13 protein-coding genes are annotated in these 13,323 nt (G+C 72.3%); 2 read left to right on the top strand and 11 right to left on the bottom strand.

From position 1 onward, the window contains the following. Nucleotides 1–2 precede the first annotated feature (2 nt). The 8 genes from IPZ69_RS44040 to infC all read right to left on the bottom strand — a co-directional run bounded on the left by IPZ69_RS44040 (nt 3) and on the right by infC (nt 8,753). A complete protein-coding gene (locus IPZ69_RS44040) occupies nt 3–1,112 on the bottom strand; it encodes a PP2C family protein-serine/threonine phosphatase (RefSeq protein WP_235460533.1) in 1,110 nt (369 codons plus the stop codon). A 248-nt stretch (nt 1,113–1,360) separates the two neighbouring features. Then, entirely contained in the window at nt 1,361–3,874 is a 2,514-nt protein-coding gene (gene pheT / locus IPZ69_RS44035) for a phenylalanine--tRNA ligase subunit beta (protein WP_235460532.1), read from the bottom strand. Next, nucleotides 3,874–4,995 carry a phenylalanine--tRNA ligase subunit alpha gene (gene pheS / locus IPZ69_RS44030; RefSeq protein ID WP_235460531.1) on the bottom strand — a complete coding sequence of 374 codons (1,122 nt, stop codon included), beginning with the start codon at nt 4,993–4,995 and terminating at the stop codon, nt 3,874–3,876. Before pheS ends, pheT begins: the two co-directional genes overlap by 1 nt. A 126-nt stretch (nt 4,996–5,121) precedes the next feature. Next, entirely contained in the window at nt 5,122–6,249 is a 1,128-nt protein-coding gene (locus IPZ69_RS44025; protein WP_235460530.1) for a sensor histidine kinase, read from the bottom strand. Between the two features lie 51 nt (nt 6,250–6,300). After that, the gene (locus tag IPZ69_RS44020) at nt 6,301–7,161 is read right to left on the bottom strand and encodes a TrmH family RNA methyltransferase (protein ID WP_235460529.1); all 861 of its coding nucleotides are present in this window, start codon (nt 7,159–7,161) and stop codon (nt 6,301–6,303) included. A gap of 98 nt (nt 7,162–7,259) precedes the next feature. Continuing rightward, entirely contained in the window at nt 7,260–7,643 is a 384-nt protein-coding gene (gene rplT / locus IPZ69_RS44015; RefSeq protein WP_055492778.1) for a 50S ribosomal protein L20, read from the bottom strand. A gap of 112 nt (nt 7,644–7,755) precedes the next feature. Continuing rightward, nucleotides 7,756–7,950 carry a 50S ribosomal protein L35 gene (gene rpmI, locus IPZ69_RS44010; protein ID WP_003977225.1) on the bottom strand — a complete coding sequence of 65 codons (195 nt, stop codon included), beginning with the start codon at nt 7,948–7,950 and terminating at the stop codon, nt 7,756–7,758. Nucleotides 7,951–8,060: 110 nt separating this feature from the next. Continuing rightward, the gene (infC, locus tag IPZ69_RS44005) at nt 8,061–8,753 is read right to left on the bottom strand and encodes a translation initiation factor IF-3 (protein WP_235460528.1); all 693 of its coding nucleotides are present in this window, start codon (nt 8,751–8,753) and stop codon (nt 8,061–8,063) included. A gap of 379 nt (nt 8,754–9,132) precedes the next feature. Between infC and IPZ69_RS44000 the strand changes: the two genes are divergently transcribed. Continuing rightward, complete coding sequence (locus IPZ69_RS44000) at nt 9,133–9,489, top strand: DUF1844 domain-containing protein (protein WP_235460527.1); 357 nt, start codon at nt 9,133–9,135, stop codon at nt 9,487–9,489. Between the two features lie 36 nt (nt 9,490–9,525). On the opposite strand, the gene IPZ69_RS43995 is transcribed toward IPZ69_RS44000, so the two are convergent. After that, the gene (locus IPZ69_RS43995; protein ID WP_235460526.1) at nt 9,526–10,257 is read right to left on the bottom strand and encodes an SseB family protein; all 732 of its coding nucleotides are present in this window, start codon (nt 10,255–10,257) and stop codon (nt 9,526–9,528) included. 169 nt (nt 10,258–10,426) lie between these two features. Between IPZ69_RS43995 and IPZ69_RS43990 the strand changes: the two genes are divergently transcribed. Next, entirely contained in the window at nt 10,427–11,386 is a 960-nt protein-coding gene (locus IPZ69_RS43990; RefSeq protein ID WP_235460525.1) for a serine hydrolase, read from the top strand. 61 nt (nt 11,387–11,447) lie between these two features. Here IPZ69_RS43990 and mycP read toward each other — a convergent pair whose 3' ends face one another. After that, nucleotides 11,448–12,611: a type VII secretion-associated serine protease mycosin gene (gene mycP, locus IPZ69_RS43985; protein ID WP_235460524.1), complete on the bottom strand. Its 1,164-nt coding sequence runs from the start codon at nt 12,609–12,611 to the stop codon at nt 11,448–11,450. After that, nucleotides 12,608–13,321 carry a hypothetical protein gene (locus IPZ69_RS43980; RefSeq protein ID WP_235460523.1) on the bottom strand — a complete coding sequence of 238 codons (714 nt, stop codon included), beginning with the start codon at nt 13,319–13,321 and terminating at the stop codon, nt 12,608–12,610. The genes mycP and IPZ69_RS43980 overlap by 4 nt, the downstream gene beginning before the upstream one ends. Nucleotides 13,322–13,323 lie beyond the last annotated feature (2 nt).

Raw genomic sequence — 13,323 nt, 5'->3', positions numbered from 1 at the left:
ACCTAGCGATGGGGTGTCGGCTGCGGGTCCGTGGGGGCCTGCCACGTGGTTCCCCGCGTCCCCAGGGCATGGGTGTGCCGGCGCTCGTTGCGCAGGACCAGGAGGGCGATGTCGTCCGACGGCCTGCCACCGATGTGGCGTCGCAGTGCGGTGAAGACCGTACGCAGGACGGCCTGCGGTGTCACGGGCCGGTCGCCCGCCGTCTGACGCAGCACCGACGGGAGGGAGAAGAAGCGGCCGTGCGCGTCCCTCGCGTCCGCCGCGCCGTCCGTGTACAGGACCAGCGACTCACCGGGAAGCAGGTGGCCGCAGCGTATGACCTCCAGATCGCGGGGCAGCGGGAACGGGCCGAGCGGCGGCAGGGGTTCGGCCCCGGCGAGGGCTTCGACGCCGTGCGCGCCGATCAGGTAGGGCCAGGGATGGCCGCAGTTCAGCGCGTGCAGTTCGCCGTCCGGGCGGATCTCCAGGAGGAGTACGGTGGCGAACTCCTCGGCGACCGGGTGCTCGGGCTCCTGGCCGCCCGCCGGGTGTTCCGCGCGGCTGCGTTCGCGCAGGTGCCGGGCGAGGGCGCGGTCCAGACGGCACAGGACGCGCTCCAGTCCGGGCTCGTCGTGGGCCGCCTCGCGGAAGCTGCCGAGGAGGGCGGCGACCGTGCCGATGGCGGCCAGGCCGTGGCCGCGTACGTCGCCCATCACGACGCGTACGCCGTGCTCGGTGGCGATCACCTCGTACAGGTCGCCGCCGATGGCCGCGCCGCGGTCGGCGGAGAGCTGGGCGGCGGCGACGGCCAGGCCGTCGAGGCGCGGGGGCAGGGGCCGCAGCAGCACGCGCTGGGCGGCGCCCGCGACCTTGCGGACCTGCCTCAACTCGCGGACCAGTGCCCGGCGGACGTGGAACACCAGCCCGGTCCCGACCGCGAAGAACACGGCACTGGTGGCGATCCGGGCGCCGAGCCCGGTCTGCTGGGCGAGCGGGCAGGCCAGTTTGTAGGTCACCGCCACGGCGCCCCAGACCGTGGGGAGCGCCAGGGCGAGCGCGCGCCGCCGTGATCGGCGGTGCGGCCCGCGGACGAAAACCCGTCGGGTGGGTGCCCGTGCCTTGATACGGATCATGCCGATGTTCCCCCATGGAGGCCCAGACAGAGCAGACGGACCGGCCCCGAAAGGCCGGTCCGATTCTGTCGACGGCCTGCCCCGAAAAGGCAGGTTCACCGGTAGTTCTCACCCAAATGAGTGAGCCATGTCAGAACACGTGCATTTATGCAGGTGAGGCGCCTGAAGTGGCTCGCCGGAACGCGGGAGACCGCGCGGCCGGCCAGGGGCGGCCTGCCCCCGGTCGACCGCGCGGTCTCCCGCGGCGACTAGCCGCGCAGCACGGCTCCCGTGCGCTCGCCCGCGAGGGCCACCGCCGTGTCGCGGGCCGCCGAGGCCTCGTCGACGGTCAGCGTGCGGTCCTTCGCGCGGAAGCGGAGCGCGTAGGCCAGCGACTTCTTGCCGTCGCCCAGCTGCTCGGCGTTCTCGTACACGTCGAACAGCCGGATGGACTCCAGCAGTTCGCCGGCACCCTCGCGCAGCGCGGCCTCGACGTCCGCGTGCGGGACGTACTCGTCGACGACGAGGGCGACGTCCTGGGTGGCGACCGGGAAGGAGGAGATGCTCGGCGCCTGCGGAGCGCCGTCGCCGACCTGCTCCAGGGCGTCCAGGTTCAGCTCCATCGCGGCCGTGCGCGGGGGCAGACCCAGGGCCTTGACGACGCGCGGGTGCAGCTCGCCCGCGTGGCCCACGACCTGCTCGGTGCCGTCGGCGACGACCACGAGCTCGGCGGTGCGGCCCGGGTGCCACGGACCGTACTGGCCCTTGCGGACGATCAGCTCGGCACCGGCCTCACGGGCGACCGCGCGGGCGGCCTCGACGGCGTCGGCCCAGTCGCCCGGGCGACCCTTGCCCCACCAGCCGGCCTGCTCGCGGGCGCCCGCGAGGACGGCCGCGACGTGCCGCGGCTGGTCGGGCAGCGCGGCGTTCAGCTCGGCGAGCTCGTCGTCGGTGGGGCGCCGGTCGACCGGCAGGTTCGCGGCGGCCTTCCGCTCCTCGCGCGGGTGGAACACCAGACCCGTCTCGAACAGCGCCAGGTCGTGCGCGCCCCGGCCGTCGTTGCGCCGCAGCGCACCGAGCAGGCCCGGCAGCAGCGACGTACGGAGCGCGGGCTCCTCGTCGTTGAGCGGGTTGGCCAGCTTCACGACACGGCGGTTCGGGTCGTCGGCCTCCAGCAGGAGCTGGTCGAAGACCTGCTCGCCGATGAAGGGGTAGTTCGGCGCCTCGACGTACCCGGCGCCGGCCAGCGCGCGGCCGACGCGGCGGTGCAGCCGCTGGCGGTGGGTCAGGCCGCGGCCCGAGGGGAGCTTGGGCAGCGTGGAGGGCAGGTCCTCGTAGCCCTCCAGGCGGATGACCTCCTCCGCCAGGTCGTTCGCCTCGGCGAGGTCGGGACGCCAGGACGGGACGGTGACGATGAGCTCGTCCTGCCCGTACACGTCGCAGCCGATCTCCTGGAGGCGGCGGACGACCGTCTCGCGGCCGTACTCCACGCCCGCCACCTTGTCCGGGTGGTCGGCGGGGACGGTGATGATGTGCGGCGCGGACGGCGCGACGACCTCGGTGACGCCGGCGTCGGCGGTACCGCCGGCCAGCAGCACCAGCAGGTCCACCGTGCGCTGGGCGGCGGCGGCCGCGGCCTGCGGGTCGACACCGCGCTCGAAGCGCCGGGACGCCTCGGAGGACAGCTTGTGGCGGCGGGCCGTGCGCGCGACGGAGATCTGGTCGAAGTGCGCGGCCTCGATGACGACCTCGGTCGTGGCGTTCTCCACGTCCTCGTGGTCGGCGATCTCGGTGTTCGCGCCGCCCATGACGCCGGCCAGGCCGATCGGTCCGCGCTCGTCGGTGATCACCAGGTCCTCGGCGTGCAGCCGGCGCTCGGTGCCGTCGAGGGTGACGAGCTTCTCGCCCTCCTCGGCGCGGCGCACGCCGATCGTGCCCTGGACCAGCCCCCGGTCGTAGGCGTGCAGCGGCTGGCCGAGCTCCATCATCACGTAGTTGGTGATGTCGACGGCGAGCGAGATCGGGCGCATCCCGACCTTCTGCAGCCGGCGCCGCAGCCAGATCGGCGAGCGCGCCTCCGGGTCGAGACCGGTGACGGTGCGGGCGGTGAAGCGGTCGCAGCCGGCCGGCGCGGACACCTCGACCGGGTAGCCGAAGGCGTTCGGGCCCGGTACGTCGATCAGGGCCGGGTCGCGCAGGGCCAGGCCGTAGCCGATGGCGGTCTCGCGGGCGACGCCGCGGATCGACAGGCAGTCGCCGCGGTTGGCGGTGACGGCGATGTCGAGGACCTCGTCGACGAGCTCCAGCAGCTCGATGGCGTCCTTGCCGACCTCGGTCTCCGGCGGCAGCACGATGATGCCCTTGGTGCCGTCGTCGCCCATGCCCAGCTCGTCGCTGGAGCAGATCATGCCGTGGGACGTCCGGCCGTACGTCTCGCGGGCGCTGATCGAGAACCCACCGGGCAGCTCGGCGCCCGGCAGCACCACGACGACCTTGTCGCCGACGGCGAAGTTGCGGGCGCCGCAGACGATCTCCTGGGGTTCGCCGGTGCCGTTGGCGGTGCCGACGTCGACGGTGCAGAAGCGGATCGGCTTCTTGAAGCCCTCCAGCTCCTCGATGGTCAGCACCCGACCCACGACGAGGGGACCCTTGAGGCCCTCGCCGAGCTGCTCGACCGTCTCGACCTCCAGGCCGGTCGCGATGAGCTTGGCCTGCACGTCACGGCCGGTTTCAGTCGCCGGCAGGTCGACGTACTCCCGCAGCCAAGAAAGCGGGACCCGCATCAGATCTCCATCCCGAACGGCCGGGTGAACCGGACGTCACCCTCGACCATGTCTCGCATGTCCTCGACGTTGTGGCGGAACATCAGCATCCGCTCGATGCCGAACCCGAAGGCGAACCCGCTGTACTTCTCCGGGTCGACGCCGCAGGCGGTCAGCACCTTGGGGTTGACCATGCCGCAGCCGCCCAGCTCGATCCAGCCCTCGGAGGAGCAGGTGCGGCAGGGGCGGTCGGGGTTGCCGACGGACTCGCCGCGGCAGACGTAGCACACCATGTCCATCTCGGCGGACGGCTCGGTGAACGGGAAGAAGTTCGGCCGCAGCCGGGTCTTCATGCCCTCGCCGAACAGGGACTGGACCATGTGGTCCAGGGTGCCCTTGAGGTCGGACATGGTCAGGCCCTCGTCCACGGCGAGCAGCTCGACCTGGTGGAAGACCGGGGTGTGCGTGGCGTCGAGCTCGTCGGTGCGGTACACGCGGCCGGGGCAGATCACGTACACCGGCAGCTCGCGGTCGAGCAGCGAGCGGATCTGCACGGGCGAGGTGTGGGTGCGCAGCACGACGCCGGACTCGGAGCCGCCGTCCTCGCCCTGCACGAAGAAGGTGTCCGCCTCGCCGCGGGCCGGGTGGTCCGGGCCGATGTTGAGGGCGTCGAAGTTGAACCACTCGGCCTCGACCTGCGGGCCCTCGGCGACCTCGTAGCCCATGGCCACGAAGACGTCCTCGATGCGCTCGGACAGGGTGGTGAGCGGGTGGCGGGCCCCGGCCGGCACGCGGTCGTGGGGCAGCGTGACGTCCACCGACTCCTCGACCAGGACGCGGGCGTCACGCTCCGCCTCCAGCTCGGCCTGGCGGGCGCCGAAGGCCTTGTTCACGGCGCCGCGGGCCTGGCCGACACGCTTGCCGGCCTCGGCCTTGGCATGCGGGGGCAGCGCGCCGATCTCGCGATTGGCGAGGGCCAGCGGAGACGCACCGCCGGCGTGGGCGATCTTCGCCTCCTGGAGCGCGTCGAGGGAGTCCGCGGCGGCGAAGGCGGCGAGCGCCTCGTCCCGCATGCGCTCGATCTCTTCCGGTTTCAACGCCTCGACCTCGACAGGGTCGTACGACTTATTCGGTGCCGACATCTCTTCCCGTGCTTCCGATTGGCTGGCGGATGGTCCCCGTGACCGGTTCAGGGCCGTGTGCAGGACACAAAGGTGCCAAAGGCCGAGTCTAACGGGGTGGGGGTGTGCGAATGCGCCCGTGGGCCGTCAGGCGAGATACGCCGGGGCGCCCACGGGCAACGTAAATCGGAACTCGGCGCCGCCGTCGGCGGCGCGGCCGACCGTGATGGTGCCGCCGTGGACCTCGACGATGCCCTTGACGATGTAGAGCCCGAGGCCGGTGCCACCGCGCTTGCTGCCCCGCCAGAAGCGGGTGAAGACGCGGTTCATGGACTCCTCCGGGATGCCGGGCCCCTCGTCGCTCACCGTGACCGACGTGGCGGTGTTGGCCGCGGTGGCCGCGGGCGTGATGTCAATGGTGACGGTTCCCTCGCCGTGCCGCACGGCATTTTCGATGAGGTTGCTGAGCACCTGGTCGATCTTGTCCGGGTCGGCCCAGAGCGCGGGCAGCGGCTGCTCGATGCGCAGCAGGAACCGGTCGGCGGGCTGTCCGGCGGCGACGTAGGCCTGGATGTGCCGGCCGACGGCCGCGCCGATGTCGACGGGCTGGCGGCGCAGCTCCAGGCGTCCGGAGTCGATGCGGGAGATGTCGAGGAGCTCGGCGATGAGCCGGGTGACGCGGTCGGCGTCGGCGTCGACGGTCTCCAGCATCAGCCGTTTCTGGTCGTCCGTGAACCGCTCCCACTTGGCCAGCAGGGTGGCGGTGAAGCCCTTGACGGAGGTGAGCGGGGAGCGCAGCTCGTGGGCGACGGTGGCGATCAGCTCGGCGTGGCTGCGCTCGGTGCGGCGCCGGGCCTCGGTGTCCCGCAGGCACACCACGACGCGGCGGACGGGTCCGGTGGGGTGGCTGCGGATGTACCGGGCCGACACGAGGACCTCGCGGCCGCCGGGCAGCAGCAGATTGCGCTCGGGCTGGCCGGCCCGGATGGCCAGACCCCCGTAGGGATCGGTGAGCTGCCACCAGCGCCGGCCCTCCAGGTCCTCCAGGGGCAGCGCCTTCTCCAGGCGCCGGCCGAGGGCCTCGGCGGGGGACACGGCGGTGATGCGGGCGGCGGCCGCGTTGAAGCAGACGACGTGCCCGTGCTCGTCCGCGACGACGAGGCCGTCGGGCAGTTCGTCGGGGCCGATACCGAGTTCGGCGAGGTCACCGTGGCGGGGCGCGGGCACGCAGCGCGCGTCCCGGTCTCCCTGCGCACTGCTCGTGCCGACGCTCATCCCCGTACTCCACCTCTCCGTCGGAGCAGGCCCCCCGAGCTGGTCACCCTACTAGCTCTCGGTGACGGAGCGGCACCCTCCGGAGGCGCGCTGTGCACGGGCCGACGCGTAGAGACATACGGCGGCCGCGGTGGCGAGGTTCAGGCTCTCGGCCTTCCCGTGGATCGGGACGCGCACCACGGCGTCCGCCAGCGCGCGGGTGTCCTCCGGGAGTCCCCAGGCCTCGTTCCCGAACACCCACGCCGTGGGTCCGCCCATGGTGCCCTTGTCGAGCTCGTCGTCGAGGTCGTCGGTACCGGCCCCGTCGGCGGCGAGGATGCGCACCCCGGCGGCCTTGAGCCCTTCGACGGCCCTGTCGACCGGGACGCCGACGGCGACGGGCAGGTGGAAGTGGGAGCCGACGGAGGCACGGACGGCCTTGGGGTTGTAGAGGTCCACGGAGGCGTCGGTCAGTACGACGGCCTCGGCGCCGGCGGCGTCCGCGCAGCGCAGGACGGTGCCGGCGTTCCCGGGGTCCCGCACGTTGGCGAGGACGGCGACGAGCTTGGGCCGGGCCGCGAGGATCTCCTCGAACGGTGTGTCGAGGAACCGGCACACACCGACGAGCCCCTGCGGGGTGACGGTGGTGGAGATGTCGGCGATCACTTCCTCGGAGGCGAGGTGCACCCGGGCGCCCGCGCCGCGGGCGTCGCCGATGATGTCGGCGTACCGCTCGGCCGCCTCGACGGTGGCGAACAGCTCGACCAGCGTGTCCGTCCCGCCGGTCCGGTGCCCGGCCGCCTCGCGCACGGCCTGCGGTCCCTCCGCGAGAAACAGCCGGTCCTTGCCCCGGAAGTTCCGCTTGGCCAGCCGGCGGGCGGCGGCGACGCGCGCGGAGCGAGGAGAGATGAGTTCTGGGGTGGCCGGGGGCATGCTCTTCACCTTCAGGAGTACGTTCACAGCGCAACGGACCCGCAGGCCGGAAAGCCTGCGGGTCCGTACAGTCACGTCGGCCTGGGGCCGGTGCGGTGTCAGGCAGCCTTGGGAGCGTTGACGTCCGCCGGCAGGGCCTTCTGCGCGACCTCGACGAGGGCGGCGAAGGCACCCGCGTCGTTGACGGCCAGCTCGGCCAGGATCTTGCGGTCGACCTCGACGTTCGCGGCCTTCAGACCCTGGATGAAGCGGTTGTACGTGATGCCGTTGGCGCGGGCAGCGGCGTTGATGCGCTGGATCCACAGCTGACGGAAGTCGCCCTTGCGCTTCTTGCGGTCGTTGTAGTTGTAGACCAGCGAGTGGGTGACCTGCTCCTTGGCCTTGCGGTACAGGCGCGAACGCTGACCGCGGTAGCCGGAGGCCTGCTCGAGGATCGCCCGGCGCTTCTTGTGGGCGTTGACTGCCCGCTTGACGCGTGCCACTTGTTAACTCCTTGTAGCGGGGCCGCGGTTGTCTTCACGCGGCCCGGAAACGATTGGGTCCCGGTCCTGACGTAGGGCGCGGATCGTTCGGACGATCAGGCGCGCCGGTGCGTCACTTGCCGAGAAGCTTCTTGATCTTCGCGGCGTCGCCCGGGGCCATCTCGGCGTTGCCGGTGAGGCGACGCGTCACGCGGGACGACTTGTGCTCGAGCAGGTGGCGCTTGCCGGCGCGCTCGCGGAGCACCTTGCCGGAGCCGGTGATCTTGAAGCGCTTGCTGGCACCGCTGTGCGACTTGTTCTTCGGCATAGCGCCGTTATCTCCTCGTCGGTGGCGCTCCGATGCCCGGTCGTGAAACCGGGCACGGTGGAGCGTCGCTCTTGTGTCGATTACTTCCTGGGGACTTTCGTCCCCCGGGATCACGCCTCGGCGGATGCCTCGGCAGGGGCCTCGGCAGGAGCCTCGGCGATCTCGGCGTCCGGGAGGTCCGCGGCGTTCTGCGAACGGCCCGGGTTGGCCTTCGCCTCCGCCTTGCGGGCTTCCTGCGCCTGACGGGCCTCGGCCATGGCCTCGGTCTTCTTCTTGTGCGGACCGAGAACCATGATCATGTTCCGGCCGTCCTGCTTCGGGTTCGACTCGACGAAACCGAGGTCCTGGACGTCCTCCGCGAGACGCTGCAGCAGTCGGTAGCCCAGCTCGGGCCGGGACTGCTCGCGGCCACGGAACATGATCGTGATCTTGACCTTGTCGCCCTGCTTGAGGAACCGGACGACGTGACCCTTCTTGGTGTCATAGTCGTGCGGGTCGATCTTCGGCCGGAGCTTCATCTCCTTGATGACCGTGTGCGCCTGGTTCTTGCGCGCCTCACGGGCCTTCATGGCCGACTCGTACTTGAACTTCCCGTAGTCCATGAGCTTGCACACAGGCGGACGGGCGTTCGCCGCGACCTCGACCAGGTCCAGGTCGTACTCCTGCGCAAGCTCCAGTGCCTTGGCCAGCGGGACAATGCCCACCTGCTCGCCACTGGGACCGACAAGTCGCACCTCGGGAACGCGAATCCGGTCGTTGATGCGGGGCTCGGCGCTGATGGATCCTCCTCGGTAGCACCACACGGCGGTCTGGCGGACAGCCGCGTATGTCTCTGTTCGTAAGACCTAACCGCGCCGAAGCACAAAAAATGCCCCGGACGATCACAGGCGGGGCTCCAAAAACACTGCCGGAGCACCGCCGCGAAGATCGCGGGGCGCGCTTTCGGGCGACTCCACCGTCCGTACGGAACGGTGGTGGCCGCCTGACCGGGGTGACCCGCCGTCCCGAAGGACGGTCAGGTGGGAGATCGGAGCCTCCACTTGTGGGCCGGGCCTGCTAGCCGTGCGGCATGCCTGTCCGGCCGGTCGTCACACAAGGTTAGCAGCAACGGCGGGGAAGGGCTAATTGGGACGGCAGGGGCTAAGTGAGAGGTGGCCGGGCGGTGCACCTATCGTGTGGGGCATGAGTGAGACCCCTCCTGAGAATCCCGACTTCGACTCCATGGCCCGCGACATCGCCGAGGTCCCGGCGGTCGAGGTGATCGTGACGGTCGCCGTCAACCTGATGAGCGCCGCGGCCGTGAAGCTCGGTCTGACCGAGGAGGGCGACAAGTACAAGGACCTGGACGAGGCCCGCAAGCTGGTGACCGCCCTGGCCGGTCTGCTGGACGCGAGCGCGACCGAGATCAGCTCCTTCCACGCGGCGCCGCTGCGCGACGGCCTGAAGTCGCTCCAGCTGGCGTTTCGCGAGGCGTCGATCGTCCCGGACGAGCCGGGCCAGGGCCCCGGCGAGAAGTACACCGGCCCGATCTACGGCTAGTCACTTCCCCTCGCCCGCGCGGTGCGTACGGCCGCCTCAATCCCGTACGAACAAGGGCTCGCCCGGAGGCGTCGTCCCGGCCGGCAGAAGTGCCAGGTCGAGGCCGCGCACCAGGCGGGCCCTGAGTGTCTCGTCGGCGGCGAGGCGCTGGGCGAGCGCGCGGGCGGCCTCGGCGGGCGCGGCGGCCGGGTCCAGGACGAGGGCGAGCGTGCCGTCCGCCTCCCCGGGGCCGAGGTGGGCGCGCAGCACGGCGGGCTCGGCGGCCACGGCGGCCCGTACGGCCGCGAGGACGGCCGGGTCGGCGAGCGGGTCGGTCGTGGTGCGGCCCTCGGCGAGCGCGAGCAGCGCGGGCCCGGTCAGCTCGAACGGCACCGGACCGGACATGTCCAGCACCACCGTGTCCGCCTTCTCGTGCGCGGCGGCCTGGAGCGCCTGGTGCAGCGGTACGGCGACCGGCCGGGCGCCGGGGTCCCAGAGGGCCAGCGCGTCCGTGGAGGTGAAGGCGGGCAGCGCGGTGCGGTGGCCGGCCTTGAGCGTCGGTACGGCCATGTCGCTGGTCTTCTCGCGGCGCAGCCCGTTCTCGTCCTCCTCGACCTCGCCGAGTACGGCCACGACCGGGACGAGCAGCCGGGCGCCCTTGAGCGCCTCCAGGACGGGGCCCACGGCGGTGCGGTCCTCGGCCCAGGCGGCGAGCGCGGCGCTCAGCCGGGGGTCGGCGGAGCCGTCGTCGTCGGAGAAACCGGGGTCGGGAATGTTCTTGTTCGCCACGGTCACCGACCTTATCGGCGGGGATGCCGACGGGCTCGCGCGGCCCCCGGAACGCTGCGAGCGCCGGGAACACCGGGAACATCGCCTTCACGGGAATCTCAGCCCTGCCTGAGCCTCTTCTCATGTCCGTCCCACGGCACGCACAGTTCCCGCTTCGAGCATCGCGGGCATGGAGTCCCCCAGCGCCCGCCGTCGCCGCCGTACGCGCCCGTCCCGGCGCCGTCGGCTCGTCCACCTCGCGCTCGCCGCCGTCGCCGTGGTCGCTGTCACGGCCGCGGGGACCGTCTACGTCAAGGCGCGGGGGCACTCCGGCACGGGCGCCGTATCCTCGGCGGCGTCACCGTCGGCGAGCGGGAGGAAAACGGTGGAGTCCGTGGAATCCGTGGAGCCGGTGACGGAGCCGGCGGTGGACCGGGACGCGCTGTTGACGAAGGCCATGGCGTCGGTGACCGTGCCGTCCGGGGCCGAGGTGTCCGCGGCGGTCCTCGACCTGGACTCCGGGGAGAGCGCCGTGCACGGTGCGGGGGCCTTCGACACGGCGAGCATCGTCAAGGTCGACATCCTCGCGGCCCTGCTGCTGCGGGCGCAGGACGAGGGGCGGCACCTCACCGCGGCCGAGAAGGCGTACGCCGCGAAGATGATCGAGAACAGCGACAACGCCTCCGCGTCGGCGCTGTGGGACACCATCGGCCGGGCCGACGGGCTCGACGCGGCGAACCGGCGCTTCGGGCTCACGGACACGACGGGCGGCGAGGGCGGGCTGTGGGGGCTGACCCGGACCACGGCGGCCGATCAACTGACGCTGCTGCGGCAGGTGTTCGGGGAGGACTCCGAACTGAGCGAGGCCTCGCGGGCGTATCTGCGGGGACTGATGACGAGCATCGAGTCCGATCAGCGGTGGGGTGTTTCCGCCGCCGCGGACGGCTCCGCGTGGGCCCTGAAGAACGGGTGGCTGCCACGCAGCACGACCGGGCTGTGGGTCGTCAACAGCATCGGGCGGGTGACGGTGGACGGCACCGACTATCTGGTGGCCGTGCTGTCGGACGGCAACGCGACGCAGGCGAAGGGCATCGCGCTGGTGGAGGAGGCGGCGAGGGCGGCGGTGGAGTCGTTCACGTCGGCGCCGTAGGGCACCGTCCCTCGGCGGGGCCGTAGGACGGCGCAGGGCCGTACGACGGCGTCCCTGTCCCTCAGTGGGTGCGTCTGCGGCCTCTCCACAGGAGCACCGCCGCGACCAGCAGGACGCCGCCGAAACCACCCGCGAGGGCGCCCGCCCAGCCGGCGGGGTCGCTGTCGGCCCGTTGGGCGTCCGGGCCGGAGCCGAAATACTTGTCGCCGTAGGCGGCCGAGTGCAGGCCCTTCGGTGCGAGGCGGCCGGCGGCCTTGATGGCGGCGGCGGGGTCGATGAAGCCGAAGCCGCGGGAGTCGTCGCGGCCGCCGCTCGGGGCGTTGCGGGCGGTCTTCTCCAGGAGCTTCTTGATCTGGGCCGGGGTCAGCCCCGGGTGGGCCGCCTTGACGAGGGCCACCGCGCCCGAGACGAAGGCGGAGGCGGCGCTCGTCCCCCAGCCCTGGTAGTACCGGTGGTCCGGGTCGGCGATGACGACGTCGACGCCGGGCGCGCTGACCGTGGCGTACCAGCGGCGGGTGGAGAAGGAGGCGCGGGTGCCGTAGCGGTCGACGGCGGTGGCGGCGATGACGCCCGGGTAGGCGGCCGGGTAGGAGATGTGGTCGCCCTTCTCGCCGCCGTTGCCGGCGGAGGCGACGACGACGGCGCCCTTCTTGAGGGCGTACTGCACGGCCTCGTCCTCGCTCGGTTCCGGATGCGCGGAGGCGGAGTCGTCGCCGAGGGAGAGGTTGATGACGTCGGCGCCGTGGTCGGCGGCCCAGCGGATGCCTTCGGAGAGGGCGTTGCCACGGGTGGAACGGGCCTTGCCGCGGGCGGTGTCGCCGTCTTCGAGGATCACCCGGACGGGCAGGACCTTGGCCTCCGGGGCGATGCCCAGGACGCCCTCGGAGTCACCGGGTCCGTGGCCGTGACCGGCGATGATGCCGGCCATGGCCGTACCGTGCCGGGCCCAGGCGCGGTCGCCGCGCTTGGCGCCGAAGCCGATCAGGTCCTTGCCGGGCAGGACGTTGCCGTCGAGGTCGGGGTGGTCGGCCTCGACGCCGGTGTCCAGGACGGCGACGGTGATGCCCTTGCCCTTGGTGGTCTGCCAGGCCTGCTGGGTGTGCATGGCGGACAGGGCCCACTGCTGGGCGCGGATGCTGTCCGCGTACGCGGTGGTCGAGGGCAGGAGGGCGACGGAGCCGGCGAGGAGCAGGCTCAGGGCCGCGGATCGGGCCATGCGCTTCATGAGGGCTGCTCCGTGGCCGAGCTGACGGTCGTGCGCAGGCGCCGTACGACGCGGTCGGCCAGGCCCTGTGCCTCCTGGCCGAGGCCGGCCTGGGCGGGGGGCGTGGTGGCGCCGGACTGACTGGCGTCGGCGGTCGGCTGCGGCGTGTCGACGGCCCGTCCGTCCGCCCAGCCGGAGACGGCGTAGGCGACGACCGGGGCGTCGGTCAGGACGGAGATGGTCCAGGAGGCGCGCTGTCGGCTCCCGAAGGCCGCGGCGACGGTGCCCTTCGCGGCGTACGGGCGGGGCATCAGGTCGGTACGGCGGTCCAGGCCCTCGGCCTTGAAGCGGGCGGCGAGGGAGGACATGGCGGCGGAGTCGCCCTTGGTGAAGAGCAGTCCGACGGTGGTGACGTAGCTCTGGGTGGCGTCGGTGTAGGTGGCGCGGAGCAGGCGCTGGCAGCCGACGGGGGCGAGGGCCTTGCGCAGCAGCGGGTCGAAGGCGTTGGCGCAGCCGCTGTCCTCGGCGACGGCGACGCGCGTCCAGGTGCGGTCGGCTCCGCCGGGGCCGGCGCCCTGTCCGTTCACGACGGGCGGGAACAGGTCGTCCACGGGGACGCTGTGCCACAGGGTGCCGGCCGTGGCGAACTTGTCACCGCTGCCCGATCCCCGGGGGTCACCAGTGAGCCAGCTCCCGGCCACGGCGCCGCCGATCAGCCCGAGCCCGAGCACCA

The organism is Streptomyces olivochromogenes (assembly GCF_021538895.1).
In the GTDB taxonomy this organism is placed as follows: Bacteria; Actinomycetota; Actinomycetes; order Streptomycetales; family Streptomycetaceae; genus Streptomyces; species Streptomyces olivochromogenes_A.
The sequence above is the reverse complement of the archived record's forward strand: the minus strand, read 5'-3'. Positions and strand labels throughout refer to the sequence as shown.

Bases quoted from the DNA above. Each gene is read 5' to 3' on its own strand.
- IPZ69_RS44040 (WP_235460533.1), bottom strand. From the start codon at position 1,112: ATGATCCGTATCAAGGCACGGGCACCCACCCGACGGGTTTTCGTCCGC.
- pheT (WP_235460532.1), bottom strand. From the start codon at position 3,874: ATGCGGGTCCCGCTTTCTTGGCTGCGGGAGTACGTCGACCTGCCGGCG.
- pheS (WP_235460531.1), bottom strand. From the start codon at position 4,995: ATGTCGGCACCGAATAAGTCGTACGACCCTGTCGAGGTCGAGGCGTTG.
- IPZ69_RS44025 (WP_235460530.1), bottom strand. From the start codon at position 6,249: ATGAGCGTCGGCACGAGCAGTGCGCAGGGAGACCGGGACGCGCGCTGC.
- IPZ69_RS44020 (WP_235460529.1), bottom strand. From the start codon at position 7,161: ATGCCCCCGGCCACCCCAGAACTCATCTCTCCTCGCTCCGCGCGCGTC.
- rpmI (WP_003977225.1), bottom strand. From the start codon at position 7,950: ATGCCGAAGAACAAGTCGCACAGCGGTGCCAGCAAGCGCTTCAAGATC.
- IPZ69_RS44000 (WP_235460527.1), top strand. From the start codon at position 9,133: ATGAGTGAGACCCCTCCTGAGAATCCCGACTTCGACTCCATGGCCCGC.
- IPZ69_RS43990 (WP_235460525.1), top strand. From the start codon at position 10,427: ATGGAGTCCCCCAGCGCCCGCCGTCGCCGCCGTACGCGCCCGTCCCGG.
- mycP (WP_235460524.1), bottom strand. From the start codon at position 12,611: ATGAAGCGCATGGCCCGATCCGCGGCCCTGAGCCTGCTCCTCGCCGGC.